This window comes from Bacillus sp. WMMC1349 (assembly GCF_013155385.1).
GTDB lineage: Bacteria > Bacillota > Bacilli > Bacillales > Bacillaceae > Bacillus.
Genome location: NZ_JABJUQ010000007.1, coordinates 900,021 through 924,213 on the forward strand (window position 1 = coordinate 900,021; position 24,193 = coordinate 924,213).

21 protein-coding genes, 1 tRNA gene, 1 pseudogene and 1 riboswitch are annotated in these 24,193 nt (G+C 37.9%); of the genes and pseudogenes, 20 read left to right on the forward strand and 3 right to left on the reverse strand.

The window, feature by feature from the left end:
* Positions 1-19 precede the first annotated feature (19 nt).
* Positions 20-129, forward strand: a riboswitch (TPP riboswitch).
* A 123-nt stretch (positions 130-252) separates the two neighbouring features.
* A complete protein-coding gene (thiC, locus tag HOO54_RS06960; protein ID WP_172293683.1) occupies positions 253-2,004 on the forward strand; it encodes a phosphomethylpyrimidine synthase ThiC in 1,752 nt (583 codons plus the stop codon).
* An 888-nt stretch (positions 2,005-2,892) separates the two neighbouring features.
* On the opposite strand, the gene HOO54_RS06965 is transcribed toward thiC, so the two are convergent.
* Entirely contained in the window at positions 2,893-3,654 is a 762-nt protein-coding gene (locus HOO54_RS06965) for an MBL fold metallo-hydrolase (RefSeq protein ID WP_172293685.1), read from the reverse strand.
* A gap of 227 nt (positions 3,655-3,881) precedes the next feature.
* On the opposite strand from HOO54_RS06965, the pseudogene HOO54_RS24180 reads away from it, so the two are divergent.
* Positions 3,882-4,149 (forward strand): annotated as a pseudogene (locus HOO54_RS24180) (Lrp/AsnC family transcriptional regulator); the annotation flags it as partial.
* A gap of 337 nt (positions 4,150-4,486) precedes the next feature.
* Here the strand turns inward: HOO54_RS24180 and HOO54_RS06970 are convergent.
* Positions 4,487-5,371, reverse strand: a complete 885-nt coding sequence (locus HOO54_RS06970) for a MurR/RpiR family transcriptional regulator (protein ID WP_172293687.1) — start codon at positions 5,369-5,371, stop codon at positions 4,487-4,489.
* Positions 5,372-5,558: 187 nt separating this feature from the next.
* Between HOO54_RS06970 and HOO54_RS06975 the strand changes: the two genes are divergently transcribed.
* From HOO54_RS06975 to HOO54_RS07020, 10 genes are all read left to right on the forward strand, one after another.
* Positions 5,559-6,941 carry a 6-phospho-beta-glucosidase gene (locus tag HOO54_RS06975; RefSeq protein ID WP_172293689.1) on the forward strand — a complete coding sequence of 461 codons (1,383 nt, stop codon included), beginning with the start codon at positions 5,559-5,561 and terminating at the stop codon, positions 6,939-6,941.
* Between the two features lie 880 nt (positions 6,942-7,821).
* The gene (rpsN, locus tag HOO54_RS06980) at positions 7,822-8,091 is read left to right on the forward strand and encodes a 30S ribosomal protein S14 (protein ID WP_172293692.1); all 270 of its coding nucleotides are present in this window, start codon (positions 7,822-7,824) and stop codon (positions 8,089-8,091) included.
* Between the two features lie 138 nt (positions 8,092-8,229).
* A tRNA-Gly gene (locus HOO54_RS06985) sits at positions 8,230-8,303 on the forward strand.
* Between the two features lie 166 nt (positions 8,304-8,469).
* Entirely contained in the window at positions 8,470-9,618 is a 1,149-nt protein-coding gene (gene queG / locus HOO54_RS06990) for a tRNA epoxyqueuosine(34) reductase QueG (protein WP_172293695.1), read from the forward strand.
* 61 nt (positions 9,619-9,679) lie between these two features.
* Positions 9,680-10,585, forward strand: coding sequence for an amidase domain-containing protein (locus tag HOO54_RS06995; protein ID WP_172293697.1), 906 nt, complete (start codon positions 9,680-9,682; stop codon positions 10,583-10,585).
* 37 nt (positions 10,586-10,622) lie between these two features.
* Positions 10,623-11,105 (forward strand): tRNA (uridine(34)/cytosine(34)/5-carboxymethylaminomethyluridine(34)-2'-O)-methyltransferase TrmL, encoded by a 483-nt coding sequence (trmL, locus tag HOO54_RS07000; protein ID WP_172293700.1) that lies wholly within the window; start codon positions 10,623-10,625, stop codon positions 11,103-11,105.
* 344 nt (positions 11,106-11,449) lie between these two features.
* Entirely contained in the window at positions 11,450-12,061 is a 612-nt protein-coding gene (locus HOO54_RS07005) for a YhbD family protein (RefSeq protein ID WP_172293702.1), read from the forward strand.
* Positions 12,062-12,074: 13 nt separating this feature from the next.
* On the forward strand, positions 12,075-12,794 hold the full coding sequence (locus HOO54_RS07010; RefSeq protein ID WP_375335798.1) for a polymer-forming cytoskeletal protein: 720 nt from the start codon (positions 12,075-12,077) through the stop codon (positions 12,792-12,794).
* A 19-nt stretch (positions 12,795-12,813) separates the two neighbouring features.
* On the forward strand, positions 12,814-13,512 hold the full coding sequence (locus tag HOO54_RS07015; RefSeq protein ID WP_172293705.1) for a hypothetical protein: 699 nt from the start codon (positions 12,814-12,816) through the stop codon (positions 13,510-13,512).
* A gap of 346 nt (positions 13,513-13,858) precedes the next feature.
* Complete coding sequence (locus tag HOO54_RS07020) at positions 13,859-15,754, forward strand: PrkA family serine protein kinase (RefSeq protein ID WP_172293707.1); 1,896 nt, start codon at positions 13,859-13,861, stop codon at positions 15,752-15,754.
* 51 nt (positions 15,755-15,805) lie between these two features.
* Here the strand turns inward: HOO54_RS07020 and HOO54_RS07025 are convergent, their stop codons facing one another.
* Positions 15,806-16,207, reverse strand: coding sequence for a hypothetical protein (locus HOO54_RS07025; protein WP_172293709.1), 402 nt, complete (start codon positions 16,205-16,207; stop codon positions 15,806-15,808).
* A 226-nt stretch (positions 16,208-16,433) separates the two neighbouring features.
* On the opposite strand from HOO54_RS07025, the gene yhbH reads away from it, so the two are divergent.
* The 8 genes from yhbH (at position 16,434) to HOO54_RS07065 (ending at position 23,917) form a co-directional block, all read left to right on the forward strand.
* The gene (gene yhbH, locus HOO54_RS07030; RefSeq protein WP_172293712.1) at positions 16,434-17,603 is read left to right on the forward strand and encodes a sporulation protein YhbH; all 1,170 of its coding nucleotides are present in this window, start codon (positions 16,434-16,436) and stop codon (positions 17,601-17,603) included.
* A 207-nt stretch (positions 17,604-17,810) separates the two neighbouring features.
* The gene (locus HOO54_RS07035) at positions 17,811-18,443 is read left to right on the forward strand and encodes an HlyD family efflux transporter periplasmic adaptor subunit (RefSeq protein ID WP_172293714.1); all 633 of its coding nucleotides are present in this window, start codon (positions 17,811-17,813) and stop codon (positions 18,441-18,443) included.
* Between the two features lie 60 nt (positions 18,444-18,503).
* On the forward strand, positions 18,504-20,078 hold the full coding sequence (locus HOO54_RS07040; protein ID WP_172299411.1) for a DHA2 family efflux MFS transporter permease subunit: 1,575 nt from the start codon (positions 18,504-18,506) through the stop codon (positions 20,076-20,078).
* A 124-nt stretch (positions 20,079-20,202) separates the two neighbouring features.
* Positions 20,203-20,973 carry a hypothetical protein gene (locus HOO54_RS07045; protein ID WP_172293717.1) on the forward strand — a complete coding sequence of 257 codons (771 nt, stop codon included), beginning with the start codon at positions 20,203-20,205 and terminating at the stop codon, positions 20,971-20,973.
* Between the two features lie 4 nt (positions 20,974-20,977).
* On the forward strand, positions 20,978-21,358 hold the full coding sequence (locus tag HOO54_RS07050) for a GntR family transcriptional regulator (protein WP_172293719.1): 381 nt from the start codon (positions 20,978-20,980) through the stop codon (positions 21,356-21,358).
* Positions 21,348-22,046, forward strand: coding sequence for an ABC transporter ATP-binding protein (locus HOO54_RS07055; protein ID WP_172293722.1), 699 nt, complete (start codon positions 21,348-21,350; stop codon positions 22,044-22,046). The genes HOO54_RS07050 and HOO54_RS07055 overlap by 11 nt, the downstream gene beginning before the upstream one ends.
* 19 nt (positions 22,047-22,065) lie before the next feature.
* Complete coding sequence (locus tag HOO54_RS07060; RefSeq protein ID WP_172293724.1) at positions 22,066-22,995, forward strand: ABC transporter ATP-binding protein; 930 nt, start codon at positions 22,066-22,068, stop codon at positions 22,993-22,995.
* Positions 22,988-23,917 carry an ABC transporter permease gene (locus HOO54_RS07065; protein ID WP_172293726.1) on the forward strand — a complete coding sequence of 310 codons (930 nt, stop codon included), beginning with the start codon at positions 22,988-22,990 and terminating at the stop codon, positions 23,915-23,917. The genes HOO54_RS07060 and HOO54_RS07065 overlap by 8 nt, the downstream gene beginning before the upstream one ends.
* Positions 23,918-24,193 lie beyond the last annotated feature (276 nt).

Here is a 24,193-nt window from a genome sequence, read left to right on the forward strand (position 1 = left end):
ACGATAATGACGAACTTCATAGCTTTACTAGGGGTGCCCATATTAGGCTGAGAGAGTAACAAATGTGTTGCTTAACCCTTTGGACCTGATCTGGTTCGTACCAGCGTGGGGAAGTAAAAAAAGATGCAGATGGAATATCTGCTGAAATTTACTGACGATTAACCAGGTTCATGAAAATGTGCCTGGTTTTTTTGTGCTGGTGCTGTTCTGTGGTTTCGTCCTGATCATTTAAAAGAGGGGAAGGAATTTAGTATGAAACATAAGTCAGTTCAGCAAAAAAACATATCGATTATGTCAAGTTTTTCCGGAAGTCGTAAAGTGTATGTCGAAGGATCAAGGCCCGATATTCAAGTGCCAATGAGAGAAATTTCTTTAAGTGACGAAAATTCGCCTGTTCGTGTGTATGATACGAGTGGTCCATACACAGATGAGACGGCGGAGGTCAATATTTTAAATGGTCTAACAGCTTTGCGCACCAATTGGATTAAAGAACGCGGTGATACTAAGGAATATGGAGGCAGGAAAGTGAAGCCTGAGGATAATGGCTATAAAAACGAGAAGCAGGCGAATACCAGCTATTCGGGGTTAAAAAGAAAGCCGCTTCGTGCCAAAAATGGTCACAACGTCACTCAGCTTCATTATGCAAGAAAGGGGATCATTACTCCTGAAATGGAGTTTATCGCGATTCGTGAGCATGTTTCACCTGAATTTGTTCGTGATGAAGTGGCAAGCGGGAGAGCCATTATTCCGGCAAATATTAACCATCCAGAAAGCGAACCAATGATCATCGGCAGACATTTCCATGTGAAAATAAATGCGAATATTGGGAATTCAGCGGTCACTTCGTCCATTGAAGAAGAGGTCGAAAAAATGACATGGGCAATCCGCTGGGGTGCCGATACGATGATGGATTTATCGACAGGAAAGGATATTCATACAACAAGAGAATGGATCATCCGCAACTGTCCTGTTCCTGTTGGAACTGTCCCGATTTATCAAGCACTTGAAAAAGTAAACGGTGTTGCTGAAGATTTGACTTGGGAAATCTATCGTGACACACTGATCGAACAGGCTGAACAAGGGGTTGATTATTTTACGATCCATGCCGGTGTGCTTCTCCGCTATGTCCCTTTAACAGCGAAACGTGTAACGGGAATTGTTTCACGGGGTGGAGCGATTATGGCACAATGGTGCTTAGCACATCACAAAGAGAGTTTTCTTTACACTCATTTTGAAGAAATTTGTGAGATTATGAGGGCATATGATATCGCATTTTCATTGGGGGATGGACTTCGTCCAGGTTCGATTGCAGATGCGAATGATGAAGCACAGTTTGCTGAATTAGAGACGCTTGGCGAGTTGACAGAAATCGCTTGGAAACATGATGTTCAAGTGATGATTGAAGGGCCTGGGCATGTGCCGATGCATAAAATTAAAGAAAACGTTGATAAACAGATGGACATTTGTAAGGAAGCTCCATTTTATACGCTTGGACCGCTGACAACGGACATTGCTCCAGGTTATGATCATATTACTTCAGCGATCGGAGCAGCGATGATCGGTTGGTATGGAACGGCAATGCTTTGTTATGTGACGCCAAAAGAACATCTAGGACTGCCAAATAAGGATGATGTTCGTGAAGGGGTGATTACATATAAAATAGCCGCTCATGCGGCAGATCTTGCCAAAGGACACCCAGGCGCACAAATCCGTGATGATGCTCTTTCAAAAGCTCGCTTTGAGTTCAGGTGGCGCGATCAGTTTAACCTTTCACTTGATCCGGAAAGAGCGCTTGAGTATCATGATGAAACCCTCCCAGCTGAAGGGGCAAAAACGGCTCATTTTTGTTCCATGTGTGGTCCGAAATTTTGCAGTATGAGAATTTCCCAAGATATTCGTGATTATGCAAAAGCAAATGATCTCGATGAAAAAACAGCCATTCAAAAAGGCATGGCGGAGAAGGCGAATGAGTTTAAAAAAAAGGGCAGTCAAATTTATAATTAAAAAAAGCAGATGAATCTTTTGATATAGTTGGAGATTTAAGAACTTCCCTGCGGAAATCGTCAAGCCGGAAGGAGCTGTCCAGTAAGTCAATTTTTGACTATTGGACGCTCTTTTCATATTTGACAAACGCTGATATATCAGCATATGTTTTAACAATTTCACTCTTTTTGGAAATCCCGTTAGTGTTGAAAAACAGCTTGTAAAAGTATTGAAGGTGTAAATGAAATGATTGATATTCAAAGTTAGAAAATCTTTTTTCAAGTTCAACAAAACTAGCTGCAGAATTGCATACGATTAAAGAGATGAAGAAGTTCTGTATCTAGTTCATCATAGTAACGGGTGAGTGCACGCATTTAACTATAATACTCACCTGGTTGATATGTTTGGTGACGTACCATTTGATAATGTGATCTAGCTAATTGATGTGCAGTGCTGATATCCATTTCTAATGGATTGATTTTATAATACACATACCCTTCGATTTGAAAGAATCGTTCTAACGGTGCACAATAAACACCAGTAGCTAATTTCAGGTGAACTGATAATTGATCTAATCGTTCTTTTAAGAACTCAAAAGCAGGGCGTGTATGGTGAAGTTCACCCTCATTCTCACATTGCTGACTTGAATGATAAATAACGACTGTACTTTTGCCTATACTGACATCAAGGATGACTCTACATGTTTCATTTGTCTTTTAGCCAACAATAGAAATCTTTACAGCGCCTGATCGATTCTATTTTCTTATACATGATCTCATGGATTCAACATACTAAACTACTGATTCAAATAATGGTGTGAAGTTGGGCGGTTTTTAATTCTACTATAAAAAATAGTAGTACAAACCAAGGACCTTGGTCTGTGCTACTAATGTTAGTATGTTTTCATTCTTAAAATGAATATACTTCTCCGTCAGCCGGAACTAATACATTAGTGGAGATTCCTTTTTTATTAATAAAGCTTTTTAATTCGTCTCTGGATAATGTCCAATGATTGACAGCTTCCATATGAATTGCAATAATTTTTGCGTTAGGGGCAGCCTTATACACTTCATAAACATCATCTTTCCCCATTACGAGAGAACCGCCTTCAAGAAATTGATTATCCCCAGCATTTACGACAATGATTTCTGGTTTATGTGTTTCGATTACCTCTTGAACAGCTTCATACCAAACCGTGTCTCCAGCTATATATAAAGTTTTTTCACTTTGGTGCTTGAAGACAATGCCGCATACGTTACCAGCAAGTTTTAAGATTTCTCCTCTTCCATGCTCGCCTTTTGTTTTGGTTAACTGGATACCTTCAAAAACTGTATCCTCTTGTAAAACCTCTACATTTTTGAAACCAGCGTTTCGAATTTCTGACGCATCCTCATCATTTTGGGAAAATAGTTTAATTTCTTTTGGTAATGCTTCTTTAGCAGCATTATCCCAATGGTCTAGATGTAAGTGAGTAACAATCACTGCATCAATATTTTTAATAATAGCTTTAATGGATATAGGTAAGTTAACTAATGGATTCTTTTGATCTTGTCTTGGCGAATTGCGAAATGGTGGGTAAGTCCCTTTTTCTGCCAACATTGGATCGATTAAAAACTTTTTTCCTGCGTATTCAACAACCATTGTTGCATTACGAATTTGCTGGATATTCAAATCAATCAGCTCCTTTATTTTGAAATGTCGTTTGTACAATGTATATTCTATATTATGATTCATTGGCGGATACACAGATTAAATAAAGTCTTTTGCACGTTTTACTTTATTTATGAAAAGGATTGCAAAGTATTAGATAACAAGATAATCAAATGTTATGAACTAAGAATAGTCGGTTTCGATGAAAGAATTAGGCGTGAGCTGGCTCGGCTACTACGACTACGGCTAGAGTGGCTAAGTTAGAGGATAATGGAGTTATTGAAGGTTATACCATTAAAGTTAGTAAAAATGGGGCATTCTGTTCACATATTTATACATATTTATACGAAAAACACGAACCATCAATCGTATCTTTCATTCATAAAAAAACAGGGTCAATACGTTATTAAAAGCTACAAAATTAGTGGGTAAAGTTGTTATCTTCTCGATTGCAACTTTCCATCCAATGAAATAGCAGGTGAATTTTTGACGGTTCTCCGAAAGATTTTCTTCTGATTTTTCTTTTGACTTCATAGAGGACGAGCCGGGTAGAATTTTAATGGAGGTTCAAAATTCTGAGGATGTAAAAAAATTCTTGTTAGCAATGATCTACGAAGTGATTTTGTCGTAGTTGCCGACAAACATCTAACATATCTGTCGAAAGCAACGCGTAACAAATAACTACGAAGTCAGTGGAGAAGGCTGTTTCTAGTATCTATGTTTACAATAATTTTATATGGATTCTATTTAGGGTTTACGACGAAAAATACAAATAAAAAACAGACAGAAAGCTTTCTGTCCGGGTTAGCCATTATAGTGTATACCCTTCGTGATCATCAGGAAATATATCATTTTACTCCTGATGATTTTCTTGCATCACTTTGTTGGAACTCTTTCTTGGATCAAATGATTTGGAAACGTCAATCGTATATTTAAGATTTTTTTGATAATCCTTGGAGAATATACTTGCATAGAGAACGTCTAATAAGAAACAGATGGAATCATTCAAGCTAAAGCTTCCTATTTTTGAATACAAGCGCTCACGGGTAGTAAGCCTAAAAACATAGTCGGAAGATTTTGTTAAAGTATTATCACCAATACTTGTTAAAGCAATAATAGGTATTTTCCTATTTTTTAACATGGGTAAAAGTTTAGTAATACTCTCAGTCTCCCCAGTGTAAGAAATAACAATGGCACATGTTTCAGAATCACAACTTGCCACTTCATACTCAGGATCAACCATAGCAAGGTCTACTTTTCTACCAATTCGATTCATTTTTGCTTTGAAGTCATGACAGAGGATTAGATTATTATTCATCGCGAATATTTTTATACTTGTTGCTTTTTTTATTAGGTCTGTAGCCTTTTGTAGTTCATCATGATTAATGAGCGATAATGTATCGGAGATTGTCATTTGGTTTAATTTGGCTAATTTATTTGCAATCGTCATAACATTGTCATACTCGGTAAATGGTAAATTTGCATCAATATTATTAAAATGACTATTGAGATAGTCAATTTCTTCAAGAAAAGTATCTCTTAAATCAATCCACCCGTTAAATCCAAGCTTTTTTCCTACCCGAACTAATGTAGAGGGATGGGTGTATGTTTCATTAGATATTTGTTTCACGGTTTTATTTTTAATATTTTCTCTTTGTTCAAACATATATTCAATGATTGATTTTTCTGATGGGGAGAAAATTTCAATTTCCTCTTTCATTTTTTCAGTTAATAACATATAGATCACCACCTAAACTATAGAGCATATAAATCAAGCCTCTTATATAACAATATCCCTTGTAAATTTCATTTACAAAAAAATTGCTTTCTGTCATTTAATTTGAGAACGTCAAATGATAATCATGATAACATATTGAAGCGATTTCTTCTTTTTTTATAATTGAATTATAAAGGAGGAGAATCAAATGACACAAGGTGTAAAAATAGTAACCATTGGTGGAGGCAGCAGCTATACTCCTGAATTAATGGAAGGGTTTATTAAAAGGTATGAAGAACTTCCGATAAGTGAAATTTGGCTCGTTGATATAGAAGATGGTGAGGAAAAACTTAAGATTGTTGGAGAGATGGCACAAAGAATGTGGAACGCATCTCCTTATGATGTTAAAGTTCATTTAACATTAGACCGACGCGAAGCATTAAAAGATGCTGATTTTGTTACAACTCAATTTAGAGTAGGTATGCTAAACGCTCGTGTAAAAGATGAGAGAATTCCTTTATCATATGGGATGGTAGGTCAAGAGACGAATGGTGCAGGTGGGATTTTTAAAGCCTTAAGAACAATTCCTGTCATTTTAAGTATTGTTGAAGATATGAAAGAATTATGCCCAAATGCTTGGTTAGTGAACTTTACAAATCCAAGTGGTATGGTGACGGACTCAATCGTTCGTTATGGTAAATGGGAAAAGGTAATTGGTTTGTGCAACGTTCCTGTCATGGCTATGATGCAAGAACCGAAATTAATTGGAAAAACCAAGGATGAATTGATATATTCATTTGCTGGAATAAATCATTTCCACTGGCATAGAGTCACAGATTTAGAAGGCAATGACGTTACTTCTCAAATTATAGATAAGTTGTATGAGGATGATAACGGAACCCCGAAAAATATCCATGATATACCGTATTTTAAAGAGCAATTGAAGCAGATGAACTTAATTCCGTGCGGCTATCATCGTTATTATTACCGTCATGACGAGATGTTAAGTCATATGCTTGAAGAATACAATGACCCTAACGTAGGAACAAGGGCTCAACAAGTTAAACAGACAGAAGCAGAACTATTCGAATTGTATAAAGACCCTAACTTAAGTGAAAAACCTGAGCATTTGGAAAAACGTGGTGGTGCTTATTATTCAGATGCAGCATGTGAAACCATTGCATCTATCTATGCAAACAAAAATACAGAGATTGTTGTTTCAACGAAAAATAATGGTGCTGTTCTTGACCTTGCGCCAGATGATGTCGTAGAAGTGTCTGCTTACATTGGTTCTGCAGGTGCAAGACCAATTGCATTTGGTTCTTTTGAACCAGCAGAAAGAGGTTGGTTACAAGTCATGAAAAACATGGAATTATGTGCGGAAAAGGCTGCAGTAACGGGGGATTATGGAACATTATTGCAAGCATTTATTATGAATCCTCTAGTCCCAAGCGGGGAAACAGCAAAGCGTGTACTAGATGAATTACTGATCGCGCATAAGAAGTATTTACCACAATTTGCTGAAAAAATCGCAGAATTAGAAGCTACAGGAGTTACAGTAAAAGATGAATTAGCTAGAAATTTGAAATAATAAATAGCGAGTGTCCACAGTAGGGGCTGTCCAGAAAGTCAGCTTTCGCTGACTTTCTGGACAGCCCCATCCTTGGACGGGGAATTGGGCTTTATTTCTGACTAGTTCTTTCTCTTCACTACTCTTTCAGCTACCTCAATGGATAGGTGATGATAGAGAAATTTTCATCCGTAATTTGTTGTTCATGTGTGCCCATACTATAGGAAAGTAACCGTTTAAGAAACTCATCCATTTGATAACGGTGCGTGTTCAAAGTACATATCTCCCTTTCTGTAAAAGTTAAAAAAGAAAACCAAAAGCAATATTTCTTTATTGATGTGCAATCTCGAGGAGCTTATCCACCTCATACACTAAACGGATGTTTCGTGTATGAGGTGTGGAACTGGGGATGAATCAGCTTTTAATTTATGAACACATAAAGCAACGTGTGTTGAAGGATTTAGAATAAAATACACACTTTTCTTGACAAACCCCTTGAAAGACTTTATGAATTTTGTATCTCTTATTATTCCTTCAAATTTAACCATTTTAATTGTAAATTTTTTCTTTGATTTAGTGCCTTTAAAAAAATACAGGGGCTACCATTGGTACTTCCGGTTTTGTGTCTTATAAATTGAAGAAAGCTAAACTTTCTCAATTCGTCATCATTTTAAACTCATTCTTTTTATACTCCCAATTGCATATCACATTTTTTCGGTGTTTAAAGAGGGAAGGCATACTCATGAGAATGGAGCCTTCTTGGCTTTCAATAAATTGAGCTGTTCTTGAGATTCTTCCCGTTTATTCTCTCACCTTATCATCCAATGATTTGCTTGATTGATTAAAATGTGATATCTTTTAAATCGTAACTGTTACGTTTTACTTAAAGGAGGGCTTGAAAATGGCGAAAAAATCCAAAATCACAAAAGAATTAAAAAAGCAAAAGCTTGTTCAACAATATGCAGCGATCAGAAAAGAATTAAAAGAAAAAGGTGATGCTAAAGCATTAAGCAAACTTCCTCGTGATTCAGCTCCATCTAGACTGAAAAACCGCTGTTTAGTGACTGGTAGACCGAGAGGGTACATGGGAAAGTTTAAAATGTCACGAATTGCATTTCGAGAACTGGCGTATAAAGGACAGATTCCTGGTGTGAAAAAATCAAGCTGGTAGAGTGAAATAATACTACCCGAAAAAAAGCTGCCGAAGATGACGATCGACAGCTTTTTCGACATTTTTTTAAAATTCTCTTGACGAAATTTTAATAAGCGTGTAACATAATAAAAGTCAAAACGGTGATTTGTTTTTGATGCGGGTGTAGTTTAGTGGTAAAACCTCAGCCTTCCAAGCTGATGTCGTGGGTTCGATTCCCATCACCCGCTCCATACATACTGTTTATAACGCAGTGTTTCGTTTCTCAGATTAAACGAAGCATTGCGTTTTTTCATGTATGGCTTGAATGTTGTCAATACTTTAGTACTAAGAATAATAACAAATACCAAACTGTTACACTATACTGTAGCCATATGAAATGAAGGGAGGTTCTGCGCTATGAATGTAAAAAAACTAAAACAAGATGTCATTGAATTCGCTCAGCAAATTGGAATTGACAAGATCCGTTTTGCCAGCGCTGATACGTTTGCCACATTAAAAGAACGCTTAATTGAAAATCGAGCGTTAGGTTATGAGTCTGGTTTTGAAGAACCAGATCTTGACAAACGGACAAATCCAGAGCTTCTTTTACCTAAAGCGAAATCGATCATTGCGATTGCCCTTGCATACCCGTCCAAAATGAAAGATGCACCAAAAAGTAAAAAAGGTGAACGGAGAGGTATCTTTTGCAGAGCTTCCTGGGGGAAAGATTATCATCATGTTTTACGAGAAAAGCTCGATCAACTTGAAGAGTTTTTAAAAAATCAGCGAGAAGATGTCAGAACAAAATCAATGGTTGATACCGGTGAATTGTCAGATCGGGCTGTTGCTGAACGAGCTGGTATTGGTTGGAGTGGAAAAAACTGCATGATTATTACACCTGAATTCGGCTCTTATGTCTATTTGGCAGAAATGATTACGAATATCCCGTTTGAGCCTGATGAGAAGATAGAAGATCAGTGCGGGACATGCAATAAATGCATTGAATCTTGTCCAACAGGCGCTCTTGTCAGCCCTGGACAGCTAAATTCTCAGCGTTGTATCGCCTTTCAGACACAGACAAAAGGTTTTCTGCCTGATGAATTCCGTACAAAAATCGGAAACAGACTGTATGGTTGTGATACGTGTCAGATGGTGTGTCCAATCAATAAAGGCAAAGATTTTCATGTGCATTCAGAAATGGAACCTGATCCTGAGACCGCTAAGCCGTTATTAAAGCCGCTGTTGACGATATCAAATCGTGAATTTAAAGAGAAATTTGGTCATGTGGCTGGTTCCTGGCGTGGAAAAAAGCCAATTCAGAGAAATGCCATCATTGCACTAGCTCATTTTAAAGATACAAGTGCACTTCCTGAATTAATCTCACTGATGCACCACGATCCCCGTCCTGTGATTAGAGGTACCGCTGCATGGGCCATTGGGAAAATTGCAGATACAAATACGTTGGAAGAACTGGAAAAAGCGCTTTTACATGAACAAGATGAGGAAGCAAAATATGAAATTGAAAAAGGGATCGAACTTTTAAAGGAAACAAGTACGACTAAATAAACACTGTTCCATCATATGTTTAGTGGTAAGGAAATCTAAAAGATATATGGTGGTGTAACCTTTGAAACAGATTATCAAACATTTGCTAAAGGGCAAGTTGGACTATTTAATTAATGGTGTTGAGACGGAAAATTGGCGTGAAACTGGCGGTTTTGAAGTAATTGAACGTAAACGAAAGCTGTTTGATAAACGTGGTGTTCAAATTGTGAAAGCCGACATGAGGACAATATTAAAAGAACATTGGCTAGAAGAAGACGGTACTCTTCATGTAAACTATCAAACCCATACCGCATACTTGTGCAAAGATGGGGATGATATGTATATGGAAGAACAAATTGAAAAGCGGACTGCTCTTGTATATGAGCAAATGATCGTCAAAGATTTTGAAATTCAGCGACCAAAGGTTGAGCTAGTTTCAGATCATAAGGAAGAGCCCAGTGCTGAGTCTCGCGAAGAATTAGGCAGGAAATTCCGCTATGACCGGCTGGCGGTTGTTCGCTATGCTGAAACGTTTTGGAATAAACGGAATTCAACTTATAAAAATTTTCAAGACAATTGTACAAATTTTGTTTCTCAATGCCTTCGCGCTGGGAAAGCACCAATGCGTGGTTATCCGAATAGAGGCAAAGGCTGGTGGATGCAAAACCATTCTTGGAGTTACAGCTGGGCTGTCGCTCATTCACTGCGAACCTTTCTAAAACAGTCAAAAGCTGGTCTTCGCTCAGTTCAAGTAGGGAGTGCTGATCAGCTGATGGAAGGTGATGTGATCTGTTATGATTTTCGAGGGGATGGAAGGTTTGATCATACCGCAATTGTGACAGCAAAGGATAAGAGTAATATGCCGCTTGTGAATGCCCAAACGCATGATTGTCGGATGAGGTATTGGTCATATGAGGACTCACCCGCTTATACCCCATCGATTCGCTATGCATTTTTGCATATTGAAGATGATACGATAAAATCGTAAACAGTGGTATAATGAACAGCGGATTAGAAAAATAGAGGTGAACATTTTGGCAATACATGTTGTTTTATATCAACCGGAAATTCCTGCGAATACAGGAAATATTGCACGAACTTGCGCAGCAACAGATACAACACTTCACTTGATTAGACCGCTTGGGTTTTCAACTGATGATAAAATGCTAAAGCGTGCAGGTCTTGACTACTGGGAGTTCGTCAATATTGTGTACCATGATTCATTAGAAGAGTTATTTGAGGCTCATCCAAACGGGCATTTTTTCTTTATTACAAAATTTGGCCAAAAGCCGCATACATCTTTTGACTACACAGACAAGAATGAAGATTATTTTTTCGTGTTCGGCAGAGAAACAACCGGACTGCCTAAAGAATTGATTAAACAAAACATGGATCGTTGTTTGCGTTTGCCGATGACAACGCATGTGAGATCACTCAATTTGTCAAATACAGCGGCAATCCTCGTGTATGAGGCGCTTCGTCAGCAGGATTATCGGGATTTAACTTAATCATTTACAGGGGGCTGTCTAGTAAGTCGATTTTAGACTATTGGACGCCTTTTTTACGTTTAACAAACATTACGGGGCTGTCCTGAAAGTCGTGTGGATTGGGGATTTTGCTCGCTTTCCGCGGGCGATCCGCGAGCCTTCTCAAAGCTCGTTCCTTGCTCCTCTTGGGTCTCGCCTGGCTCGCTGTTTCCGTTTTCAGCGTCTAATTCCTTATTGACACATAACAAATTTAGGCTGTGCTATGAAGGTTGCCATAATGTTAACGACATCAACTGGGCAAAAATCCTTCTAGTTTGCAAACGTAACAGTGTTATGTTACAATGCGTGTAAAGGAGTGAAAGTAGATGGCTCGTGACGATTTAATTTCAAAAAAAGAGCTGCTTGAACTAACTTCGATTTCTTATGGGCAGTTGTATAGATGGAAACGGAAAGATTTAATACCAGAAGATTGGTTTATTCGCAAATCAACATTTACTGGACAAGAAACATTTTTTCCGAAAGAAGACATCCTAAACAGGATTAAAAAAATTCAAAATATGAAAGAAAATCTTTCTCTTGATGAAATGGCGGATATGTTTTCACCAAAACTTGATAAACTTGTGCAAAGCCGTGAAGAACTGCTTGGGAAAGAGCTGATTTCTGAGGCAGTCATGTCATTTTTTATTAAGAATACGAAGAAATATGATGATTCATTTTCTCTAAAGGAAATCTTTGCACTTTATATCATAGAAAGTTTGCTTCAATCAGGAGATATCAGTCTTGAAGAAGGGAAAATAGTGCTTGAAGTGGCACTTTTGGCAGACATCCAACACCATGGCCGACTAATTGTTCTAAGGAAACTTGGTATCACAACGTGTTTGCTAGCAGAAGGTGATACGATATTTGAAAAGATGGTAAAAGTTGTTGCCGATGTCAATTTACCGTCTGTTTATGAAGAATTGAAAACAAAATTATGATGGAGGAAATATGATGAAAACAATGGATAATTTATCAATTAATGGATTTGGAAGTTCGAACGGCGGAACCTTTCATTCCGTTGAACTAAACGGGAAAGGAACAATTAATGGTGATGTTGATTGTGAACAGTTTTTTTGCAATGGTTCAGGAACTGTAAATGGTCGAATTAAAACAGAAGCGGCAAAAATTAGCGGTCATGCAAAGATGAATGGCAACATTGATGCTGCTTCATTGCGAATTGATGGCTCGGCAAAAATCGAAGGTGATATCAGTGCGACAAAATTAAAGATCGCTGGATATGCTGGAATAGATGGACATGTAAAAGGAGACGAACTGATTATTCGCGGAAAAGCTTCAATCAGCAAAGACTGTGAGGTTGAACATTTCTCAGCAGAAGGCCTTTTTACAATCGATGGTCTTTTAAATGCTGAAAAAATTGATATTAAACTACATGGAGGAGAAAGCAAAGTGAAAGAAATCGGTGGTCGACAAATCAGCTGCACACCGCACCAATCAAAAATTCTCTCATTTTTAGCACCGCTTTTTTCTTCACCGAAACTGACTGCTGATTTAATTGAAGGTGATCAAATTGAACTGACTAATACAACAGCAAAGATTGTACGCGGTAATTCGGTCGTCATCGGCGAAAACTGTGATATCGAGATAATTGAATATAAAGAAGAGTTTCAGCAGGCGAAAACGGCAAAAGTGGGAGACAGTAGGAAAATCTAACGGGAAAGGGGGCTCTAAGGTGAAGAGAAATCATTTGAAAATGAACGGATCGGGAAGTGCGGCTGGGGGTGTTTATGAAAATGTCGTGATTAGTGGTGAGGGAACCATTGGTGCTGGACTTGATTGTCTTAAGTTTCGTACTTACGGCACAAGTTCTCTTAAAGGAGATGCCGTTGTCCAAGCGTTCAACATCCATGGCGAAACAAACGTGGGCGGAAGTCTAAAAGCAGACAAAATAAAAATTTATGGAAAGACAGACATTGTTGGTGATGTTCATACAGGTGAAGCGGTTGTGAGAGGAGCCATCAATGTCGGTGGAGATTTAAGTGCTGATCGATGTGATATTAAAGGTGCGCTGACTGGTAAAGGTAATTGTGAAGCGGAATCCTTTGAATTAACAGGGAGTGTTGAACTGGATGGTCTGCTTAATGCCGGTATCATTGAAATTGGTTTAAGATTTGATAAAAGTTCTGTCAGAGAAATGGGTGGAACAGTTATTAATGTGAAAAATAAGCGGGGTCTTTTTAAACCAAATGGCGGATTTCTTTCTGCTCAAATCATTGAAGGGGACGACATTTATTTGGAAAACACATCAGCACAGATCGTCAGAGGCAATCGCATTCATATCGGTCCAAGCTGCCAGATTGAAACAGTTGAATACAAAACAGAACTGACCGTTTCTGAACGAGCAAATGTCAGCGAGAAAAACCAAATTTAAATGAAACAGTGTTATGTTCTAAAAAAAGGATGGCGCCATCTCGCCATCCTTTTTCCTGTTAATTTTGCTTTCCGGATTTGCTTTCATACCCGGCAGTGAATATTGCTACGAGAAATGCAAGGATGACCCCCATCATGATCAGTGTATTCATCTAATCCTCCTCTCCATCCTAACTCCCTGCTGTCTCTATCAATTGTGCTGCTTTTATTATGAATGGTTGATTCCATCTTTGTCAATTTCGGGGAGGAGAGTCTTATTCAATAGGAAAAGCATGTAAAAGGACATCTTCGCATAGATTGGATGTAACAGTTGTTCATTTGCATTATACATCATATGGGAGGTTCTTATGGATATCTTAAAAAAGCTTGAACAGTATAGAGAGGAAGAGCAGCGTTTGCAGTGGGAAGGAACCTTCGCTGATTATTTGGAAATTTTGAAAGAAAAACCGGCGGTTGCACAATCTGCTCATTCTCGTGTTTATCATATGCTTAAAGCAAGCGGCATTGAAGAGAAAGATGGGAAAAAAATATACAGGTTTTTTGACAAAGAGCTATTTGGACTTGAGGAACCTTTGGAACGGCTTGTTGAAGAGTATTTTCATCCCGCGGCAAAACGACTTGATGTTAGAAAAAGAATTTTGCTGTTGATGGGACCTGTTAGCGGGGGGAAATCAACGCTTGTTACAATGCTGAAAAAAGGGCTTGAAGCCTATTCATTGACAGATGAAGGTGCTGTATATGCGATTAAAGGATGTCCGATGCATGAAGATCCACTTCATTTAATCCCACAGCATTTGCGTGACGATTTTTATCAGGAATATGGAATTCGTATTGAAGGAAACCTTTCACCTTTGAACATGATGCGGCTTGAACAAGAGTATGGCGGCAGGATTGAAGATGTCATGGTGGAAAGAATCTTTTTTTCAGAAGATAAGCGAACAGGGATTGGTACATTTAGTCCATCAGATCCTAAATCACAGGATATTGCCGATCTAACAGGGAGTATTGATTTTTCAACCATTGCTGAATACGGATCAGAATCTGACCCCCGTGCATACCGCTTTGACGGCGAATTAAACAAGGCGAACAGGGGAATGATGGAGTTTCAAGAAATGTTGAAATGTGATGAGAAATTCCTCTGGCATCTTCTCTCTTTGACACAGGAAGGTAATTTTAAGGCAGGCCGATTTGCATTGATTTCCGCTGATGAGTTGATTGTCGCTCATACAAATGAGACGGAGTACCGTTCTTTTATTTCTAATAAAAAAAATGAAGCGCTCCATTCGCGAATTATTGTAATGCCGATTCCTTATAATTTAAAAGTTTCTGAAGAAGAACGTATTTATAAAAAAATGATTGCCGAAAGTGATGTCTCAGAGGTGCACATTGCACCACACACCTTAAAGGTGGCAGCGATGTTTTCCATTTTAACGCGATTAAAAGAACCGAAGCGTTCTGATATTGATCTTGTCAAAAAAATGAAGCTTTATGATGGAGAAAGTGTTGAGGGATATAATTCAGTTGATGTCGAGGATATGAAAAAAGAATACAATGATGAAGGGATGAGCGGGATTGATCCAAGGTATGTCATTAATCGCATATCTTCAACGATTATTCGGAAAAATATGGAGTCCATCAATGCGCTCGATGTTCTGCGTTCTTTGAAAGAAGGGCTTGATCAGCATCCATCGATCTCAACTGAAGAACGTGAGCGCCACTTGAACTTCATTTCTGTGGCCAGAAAAGAGTATGACGAAATGGCGAAAAAAGAAGTGCAAAAAGCGTTTGTCTATTCATATGAAGAGTCAGCTAAAACCCTTATGGATAATTATCTAGATAATGTTGAGGCATACTGCAACAAAAACAAGTTGCGTGATCCGTTGACAGGTGAGGAAATGAATCCTGATGAAAAATTGATGAGATCGATAGAAGAGCAAATTGGCATTTCTGAAAATGCGAAAAAGGCTTTTCGTGAAGAGATTTTAATTCGGATTTCCGCCTATGCGAGAAAAGGGAAGCGTTTTGATTATAATTCACATGAACGTTTGCGCGAAGCCATTCAAAAGAAACTGTTCGCAGATTTAAAAGATGTCGTAAAAATAACAACTTCCACAAAAACACCTGATGAACAGCAATTGAAAAAAATTAATGATGTTGTCGCCCGTCTGATTGATGAACATGGCTATAACTCAACGAGTGCCAATGAACTTTTAAAATATGTCGGAAGTTTGTTAAACCGGTAAATGAAGACCCGTCCAACAAAAGGGCGGGTCAATTTGTAAAGAAGAGCCATGCTAACGATTTGAATGGTTTTCAATCATTTGCTCAGCTAAACGTGTATGTGCTGTTTTAAGTAGATCTAAGGCAAGGGGAGCACAAAGACCTTGTTTATATAGGCTATAAAGAAGCTCTTCAATAGAAAAATCTTTTTTTACGCCGCTTTTTATGATGGATTTGTACGTTGAAAAAGTAATTTCAGTGATGTCCGCATAATCAGGCAAACGGGCATCTGTCCAATCATTTTGACACCGCTCCCACATTTTTGGGACATTATTTCTCATTCTTTCTTCTGGTAGGTTATCTTTATATTTTACCGTTGAAAGAGTCATGGTCACATCTGTAATAAAGTGCTCATCTGTATCACTTAACCCATTTTCTTTATACCACTCATAAAATTCTTTTATATCTTTATTCATATTTTGTCTACACTCCACTTCGACAAGAGATTGAGAGGATATCCTTATCGTACTAAGAAAGCAAATGATTAGCAATGAAACGGCGACTTGTACAAGCTGCTTTGAACTTTCGTTACATTTTCAAAATTGTTTATCAAATGTCTCCTGTTACTTGCATAAGATAAAAGTAAACATTTTTTAGACTTGTTTCATTTCTTTTAACAGCTATCATGAAGGAGGGGAATGCATGTCCCATAAAAACAATGGCCATTTTATGATTTCTCAGGAAGACTGGTCCCTCCACCGTAAAGGGTATGATGATCAACAGCGTCATCAAAAAAAGGTGCAGGATGCGATCAAACATAATTTGTCTGATTTGATCACAGAAGAGAGTATCATCATGTCTAATGGGAAAGATGTCGTTAAAATTCCGATTCGCTCATTGGATGAATATAAAATCCGTTATAACTATGATAAAAATAAACATATTGGACAGGGAGATGGCGAAAGCAAGATTGGGGATGTTGTGGCAAGAGACAGCTCTGATAGGAGAAATGATGCTGGAAAAGGCTTTGGAGCTGGTAAAAAGGCTGGAGAAGATTATTATGAAGCAGACGTTTCCTTAATGGACTTGGAAGAGGCACTTTTTAGCGAAATGGAGCTGCCGAATCTCGAGCAGAAAGAGCGGGACGATATTGTCACAGAAGATATTGAGTTTAATGACATTCGCAAAACAGGTTTAACCGGTAATATTGATAAAAAAAGAACGATGCTGAGCGCTTTTAAGCGAAATGCGATGATAGGAAAACCAGCGTTTTATCCGATATTTCCTGAAGATTTAAAATTTAAAACATGGAATGACACTAAAAAGCCGGAATCGAGGGCTGTTGTTTTGGCGATGATGGATACAAGTGGAAGTATGGGAATCTTCGAAAAATACATGGCACGCAGTTTTTTCTTTTGGATGACACGTTTTTTACGGACAAAGTATGAAACGGTCGATGTTAAGTTTATCGCCCATCATACAGAAGCCAAAATCGTTTCCGAAGAAGATTTTTTTTCAAAAGGGGAAAGCGGGGGAACCATATGTTCATCTGTTTATCGAAAAGCGCTTGAATTGATTGAGCAAAAATACTCTCCGACAGCTTACAATATTTATCCTTTTCATTTTTCAGATGGAGATAATTTAACCTCTGATAATCCTCGTTGTGTCAGACTTGTCAACGAACTGATGGAGAAAGCCAATCTTTTCTGTTATGGTGAAGTCAATCAATATAATAGGCATTCGACATTAATGTCAGCCTATAAAAATATTAAAAATGAAAAATTTAAGTACTATGTTTTAAAACAAAAAACAGATGTGTTCAGAGCACTAAAAAGTTTTTTTAGCAAGGAAAAGCAACATCAACTAACATAAAAAATCTATGTTGTTGATAAGGCATGTATCCCAAGTTGTATTGGGATCATGCCTTTTATTTTGTCTTTTTTAGATCGGTGTGGTTGATATTGGAATGTGACACTTTGTACAAAACTATTGACACTTTTAGTTACTTAGAATAATATTTAATCTTGTTAAATATTAATTTTGCATAAAGTCAAAAGGAATCTGAAAGGAGAAATCAAGATGAGCAAAAAACGCTTGATTATTGTTAATATAGTCGGAATCGTAATTGGACTTGCTATTTTAGCAGGAGGTGCGTATTTCTACTATGACAGTATCAGTTATGTCAAAACAGATGAAGCGCATGTTACAGGTGAAATGGCAAACATTACAGCTCCTGTCTCAGGAAAGCTAACAAACTGGACGATGAAAGAAGGAACAAAAATTTCTAAGGATGAGAAGACAGGTGTGATTAAAGGTGAAGACTCGCTTGATGTGAAATCGATAATGGCTGGAACCATTGTTAAAAATGAAGCGAGGGAAGGTCAGACTGTACAAGCAGGGCAAACATTAGCCCAAACAATTGATATGGATCACCTTTACATTACTGCAAACATTCAAGAGACCGACCTTAAAAGTATTGAGAGAGGGGATAAGGTCGAAATTGTGATCGATGGTGATCAAGGTACGACATTTGAAGGCAATGTTGAAGAAATCGGATATGCAACAAATTCTACGTTTAATCTGTTTTCTCAGCAAAATTCAAGTGGAAACTATACAAAAGTAACACAAAAAGTACCTGTGAAAATTTCAATCAAAAACCCGTCTAGCCAGGTACTTCCAGGAATGAACGCATCAGTTAAAATTTCAAAATAGGAGGATGAACTGAACGAAAGGAGGTTATCGCAAGTGGCATCTCAACAAAAACAAGGAAAGATGACATTGCTTTTTATCTTAATGGCCGGTTTATTTGTGGCGATATTAAACCAGACGTTACTTAATGTGGCTATGCCTCATTTAATGACTGAATTTAATGTGAGCGCCACAACGATTCAATGGCTGACAACAGGATATATGCTTGTCAATGGTGTTTTAATCCCATTATCCGCTTTTTTAATTGTCCGCTTTGGAGGTCGCAATTTATTTCTTACTGCTATGCTGTTGTTTACGATTGGGACGCTGATTTGTGGTATAGCGCCAAATTTCTCAACAATGTTAATCGGCCGTCTCATTCAGGCAACAGGCGGAGGTGTTCTTCAGCCATTGGTGATGACCACGATCCTGTTGATATTCCCTCCTGAAAGCCGGGGAAAAGGAATGGGTATCTTTGGGCTTGCCATGATGTTTGCTCCGGCGGTCGGACCGACACTATCAGGGTGGGTCATTGAACATTACAGCTGGCGGATTATGTTTTACGGACTTGTGCCAATTGGAGTTATCGTCATCATTTGCGGGCTGGTTTTATTTAAAAATATAACAGCTCCTCAAAAAATAAAACTTGACCAGACTGGTGCATTGCTTTCAATCATCGGTTTTGCTTCATTATTGTATGGAGTAAGTGAAGCGGGAACTGATGGTTGGAATGATCCAATTGTACTCGCAACTATGATCATTGGTGTCATTGGGATCACAGCTTTTGTAATCCAGCAATTGAAATCAAAAGAACCGATGCTTGATTTCAGGGTTTTCAAATATGATATGTTTTCTTTATCTAGTGTGATTAATGCTATTATTACAGTAGCCCTTTACACAGGGATGTTTTTACTGCCTATTTATTTGCAAAGTTTAGCTGGTTTTACAGCACTGCAATCAGGTCTTTTAATGCTGCCGGGTGCCATTGTAACCCTCTTGATGTCACCTATAGCAGGGGCATTGTTTGATAAAGTCGGTGCAAGACCATTGGCAATTGTCGGTTTAATCATAACCGCTGTGACGACCTATCAATTTACACAGCTTACACTTGATACACCTTACCTTACCATTATGGTGATATATGCAATTCGGGCATTTGGTATGTCAATGTTGATGATGCCAATTATGACTGCTGGAATGAACCAGCTGCCACAACATTTGAACAGCCATGGAACAGCCATGTCAAATACACTTCGTCAAATCAGCGGTTCAATTGGAACGAGTTTGATGACAACAATTTATACAAAACGTACAGCATTTCACTATGCAACAATGGCTGACCAAGCGAATACGGCTGATCCGTCATTCATGCATCTATTACAAGCAAAAATTCAATCAGCTGCCCAATCCATGCATCTTTCACTTGCAGAAGCAAAACAATATGTTGTTCAATACATGGTAGGACAGTCACAGCTTAAATCTAATGTGCTGGGGATAAATGATGCGTTTATTTGGGCGGTTGGATTCTGTATAGCAGGCATTGTATTAAGTCTGTTTTTAAAAGATGTCAGAAAAGACCGTCATAAAAAAAATAAGCCGGCATTTCCAAAAATAGATGATTCAGTTAAGAATACAAACGAATCACCATCAACAATCTAATATTTACTAACTTCAAAAGGCAAATTTGCTGAATACGATCAGCCGATTTGTCTTTTTTTCTTGTATTATCATGTGTATTAGTGTACTATCTATGTAGTACATTGTAATCTGGGAGGAAATTCTTTTGAAGGTTTTCAGCGGACTATTAAAAAAGGACATAGTGATCTCAAGGTTCTGGTCTATTATATGGTTGATATTAACCATCTTGATCATGATCGGAAGTTCTTTAATTGCTTATTATGAACACGAACCGTTGTTCATGTTTGGATTATTAGTATTCCTTTTACTATGTCAAAGCTTTTACAGTCCGAGTATTATGCTCAGTCAGCTTCGACTTGAAGGGAAAACACAAATCTGGCTTTATAATCCAAACAACAGTTTTGTCTTACTTCTCTCCAAACTGGCAGCAGCTGCTGTTTATCAATTGATAGCACAACTGATCATCTTAATTTTTGGAATCATTGTCAGAAACCAGCTTGTGACGATTTCTATAGGTTTATATTCTATGTGGGATCTATTGCTGATGAATGGTCTTGTCTTTTTTTGGGGAATGTTACTTTCAATGTGGGTCATGCTGATGTGGACTGTATATCAAGTGCTCGGGAAATATTCCGTATTGAAAAAAGTTCGTTGGTTGATTGTGTGCGTGCTTTTCTATAGTTACAGCCTGATTGAATATTATGCTTTAGGAAACCGTTTCATAAAACAGGTCTGGGATTTATGGAATATACCCGTAAAAGCCGACTTCGATTTTGAATATCATGAAGCGTCAGGATGGTCTGTCACATTTTCTCAAGTAAATCTTCCAGGAAATATGCTGATATATTATGCCGTTTTAGCCGTCTGTCTTTTCTATTTCTCTGGCAAGTTACTTGCGAAAAAAGTTGAGGTGTAATGTGATGGCGAGTGACTTTTCCTCATCAAAGCCGATATACCGTCAAATTGCTGAACAACTTTTCAAAAAAATCGTTCGGCTAGAAATGAAACCGGGCGAAAAACTGCCTTCTGTACGCGATTTGGCTGTCGAGACAAAGGTCAATCCGAATACGATTCAGAGAACGTATGCTGAAATGGAAAGGATGGGAATCGTTGAGATGAGACGAGGGCAAGGAACTTTTGTTGTCGAAAAAACAGACATGATCGACGAATTGAAACAGAAAATGCGTACAGACGTGATTGGACAATTTGTAAGAAACATGGAAGAACTTGGTCTCTCAAAACAGGAAATGTTGTTTGAACTTGACCGCTATTTGCAGGAAGGAGAGCCAAATGAATATTGAACTGAAAAATGTGATGAAAAAATACGGGAACCAATTTGCTTTAAAAGATGTTTCTTTATCATTGTCATCAGGAAAAATCTACGGATTGATCGGTCCAAATGGAAGTGGCAAATCAACACTTTTAAAGATTATCGGCGGGCTCTGTTTTCCTGATTCAGGAACGGTGTTAGTTGGAGATCAACGAGCTGAGCGGACAATGCTTAAAAATATCGCTTATTTAACCGAGCTTGATATGTTTTATGAGCATTTTCAAGTGAAGGATGTGATTCGTTTTTATGATAGCCAATTTGCAGATTTTCAGCTTGAAAAAGCATTTACTATTTTAAAAGAAATGAAGATTGATTATAAGAAAAAGTTAAAACATCTATCTAAAGGAAACAGGGGCAAGGTGAAACTTGTGCTGGCTCTCGCGCGAGATGCTCCAGTTGTTCTCTTAGATGAACCATTGTCAGGTCTAGATCCGGTAGTTAGAGAGTCGATTGTGAGAAGTCTTCTTTCATGGCTTCATTTTGAAGAACAGACAGTGGTTATCGCTACACATGAGATCAGTGAGATCGAACAAATTCTTGATGAGGTAATAGTCGTCTCATCTGGTCTGGTGATGGAGAAAAAGAATGTTGAGGAGTTGCGCGAGGAATCAAAAATGTCACTGCTCAACTGGTATAAGGATGTTAATCAAAAACAATGAAAGGCGGTAGAAAATACGAATGGGAACGCTTCTGCAATTACAAAATGTTTCAAAGGTGATCAAAGGAAAGAAAATTATTGATGGACTAAGTTTTGATGTGAAATCTGGGGAGATCTTCGGATTTTTAGGACCGAATGGAGCAGGAAAGACAACGACGATCAGAATGATTGTCGGTCATATGAACATCTCGGATGGAGACATTTTGATCAACGGGGTAAATGTCAAAGACAATTTTGCCAAAGCTGCACAATATATTGGGGCGATCATTGAAAACCCTGAAATGTATAAATTTATGACAGGTTATCAAAACCTTATGCAATACGCACGAATGACAAAAGGGGTAACGAAAAGCAAAATCGATGAGATTATTGAGCTTGTCGGATTAAAGAACCGTATTCATGACAAAGTGAAAACATATTCATTGGGAATGAGACAAAGGCTAGGACTTGCACAAGCCCTTTTGCACGATCCAAAGCTGTTGATTCTTGATGAACCTACAAATGGACTTGATCCAGCAGGGATTCGTGAGATTCGCCATTATTTAAGAAAACTGACAACAGAAAAAGACATGGCTGTGATTGTTTCAAGTCATTTGCTTGCAGAGATGGAGCTCATGTGCGACAGGTTTGCGATTATTCAAAATGGCAAACTACGCGACATTCAAAATGTTCATGAGTCTGTTGATAATAAAGAGTACAAGGATCGCTATTTCTTCCATGCCAATGATGTGGATGCTCTTTTCCGCCATACATCTGATTTTGGAGACTGGCAAATTGAAAAAGTGGAAAACGGGATTGAAATCAATCTTAAAAAAGATGAAGTTCCAGACTTAATCAAACATTTAACAGATAATGGGATTCGTTTGTTTGAAGTGAAAATAATAACTAAATCATTGGAAGACCGTTTCTTGGAAATTACTGGGAATAAGGAGGAAACTCAACTTGCTTAAACTCATCTATAATGAATGGATCAAAATATTTAGTCGAAAAGGTACATATGTCATGATCGGATTTTTGGTGGTTGCGGTCATCGGATTCGGTACCATATTAAAAACTCATGGAGTCGGTGAAGCGGATCCTAATTGGCAAAAGGGATTAATTGGGCAAAATGAAGAGATGAAAAAAGAACTTAAAGATCCTGATATGTCTGATTTAAAAGAAAGCCTTGAGGAATCAATTGCCATCAATGAATATCGACTCGAACATGATATATCAGACCAATATTCAATGTGGAAGTTTGTCGAAAAGAATACTTTAATGATATCATTTGTCGGTTTGTTTGTGATTACAATTGCAGCTGGAATTGTCGCTAGTGAGTTTAACTGGGGTACCATTAAGCTTCTAGTAATTCGCCCGGTCAGCCGTTTTAAAATTTTATTATCAAAATATTTGACGGTGCTATTGTTTGCTCTAAGCTTACTTTTGATTTTATTTATCACATCAGGAGTTTCAGGTCTAGTGTTGTTCGGACCTGGTGATGGATCTGAGACTTATCTTACCTATGTCAATGGAAGTGTTCAAGAACACAATTTGTTGCTTTATCTCATCCAATACTACCTCCTAGATTCGATTTCGATTATGATGTTGGCGACAATGGCATTTATGATTTCAGCGGTATTTAGAAACAGTTTAATTGCTGTTGGGATTTCGATGTTTCTCTTATTCTCGGGCCCTATGATGACAAAATTGTTATCAATCTTTGACTGGGGAAAATATTTTTTGTTTGCCAATACAGATCTGACAGTGTACTTTTACGGAAATCCGCCTGAAGGAATGACACTCGGCTTTTCCGTGGCCATCTTGGCGATCTATTTTGTTATCTTTCATCTGTTGGCATTCTCAGTATTTAGCAAAAGAGATATTGCTTCATAGGAGTTGTTTTGAAGGGGCTATCCAAAAAGTTAGTATGTTTGACTTTTTGGAGGCTCTTTTTTATGCCCATTTCGCATGTGTCTATGGAAGAACCCAAAGATTAATGTACGAAACCTATCGAAGGACCAAAAACGAATAGGGTAAATCTGGAAAGGATATGCCTATTTTGGAAAGTCTAATTTAAGACCCTTGGAAACTCCTATTTTTATGTAAGTTGTGGTATTCCTTGCCGTTTCGGGAGCTCATCATGTTTTGGACATAACAAAAAGACTGCTG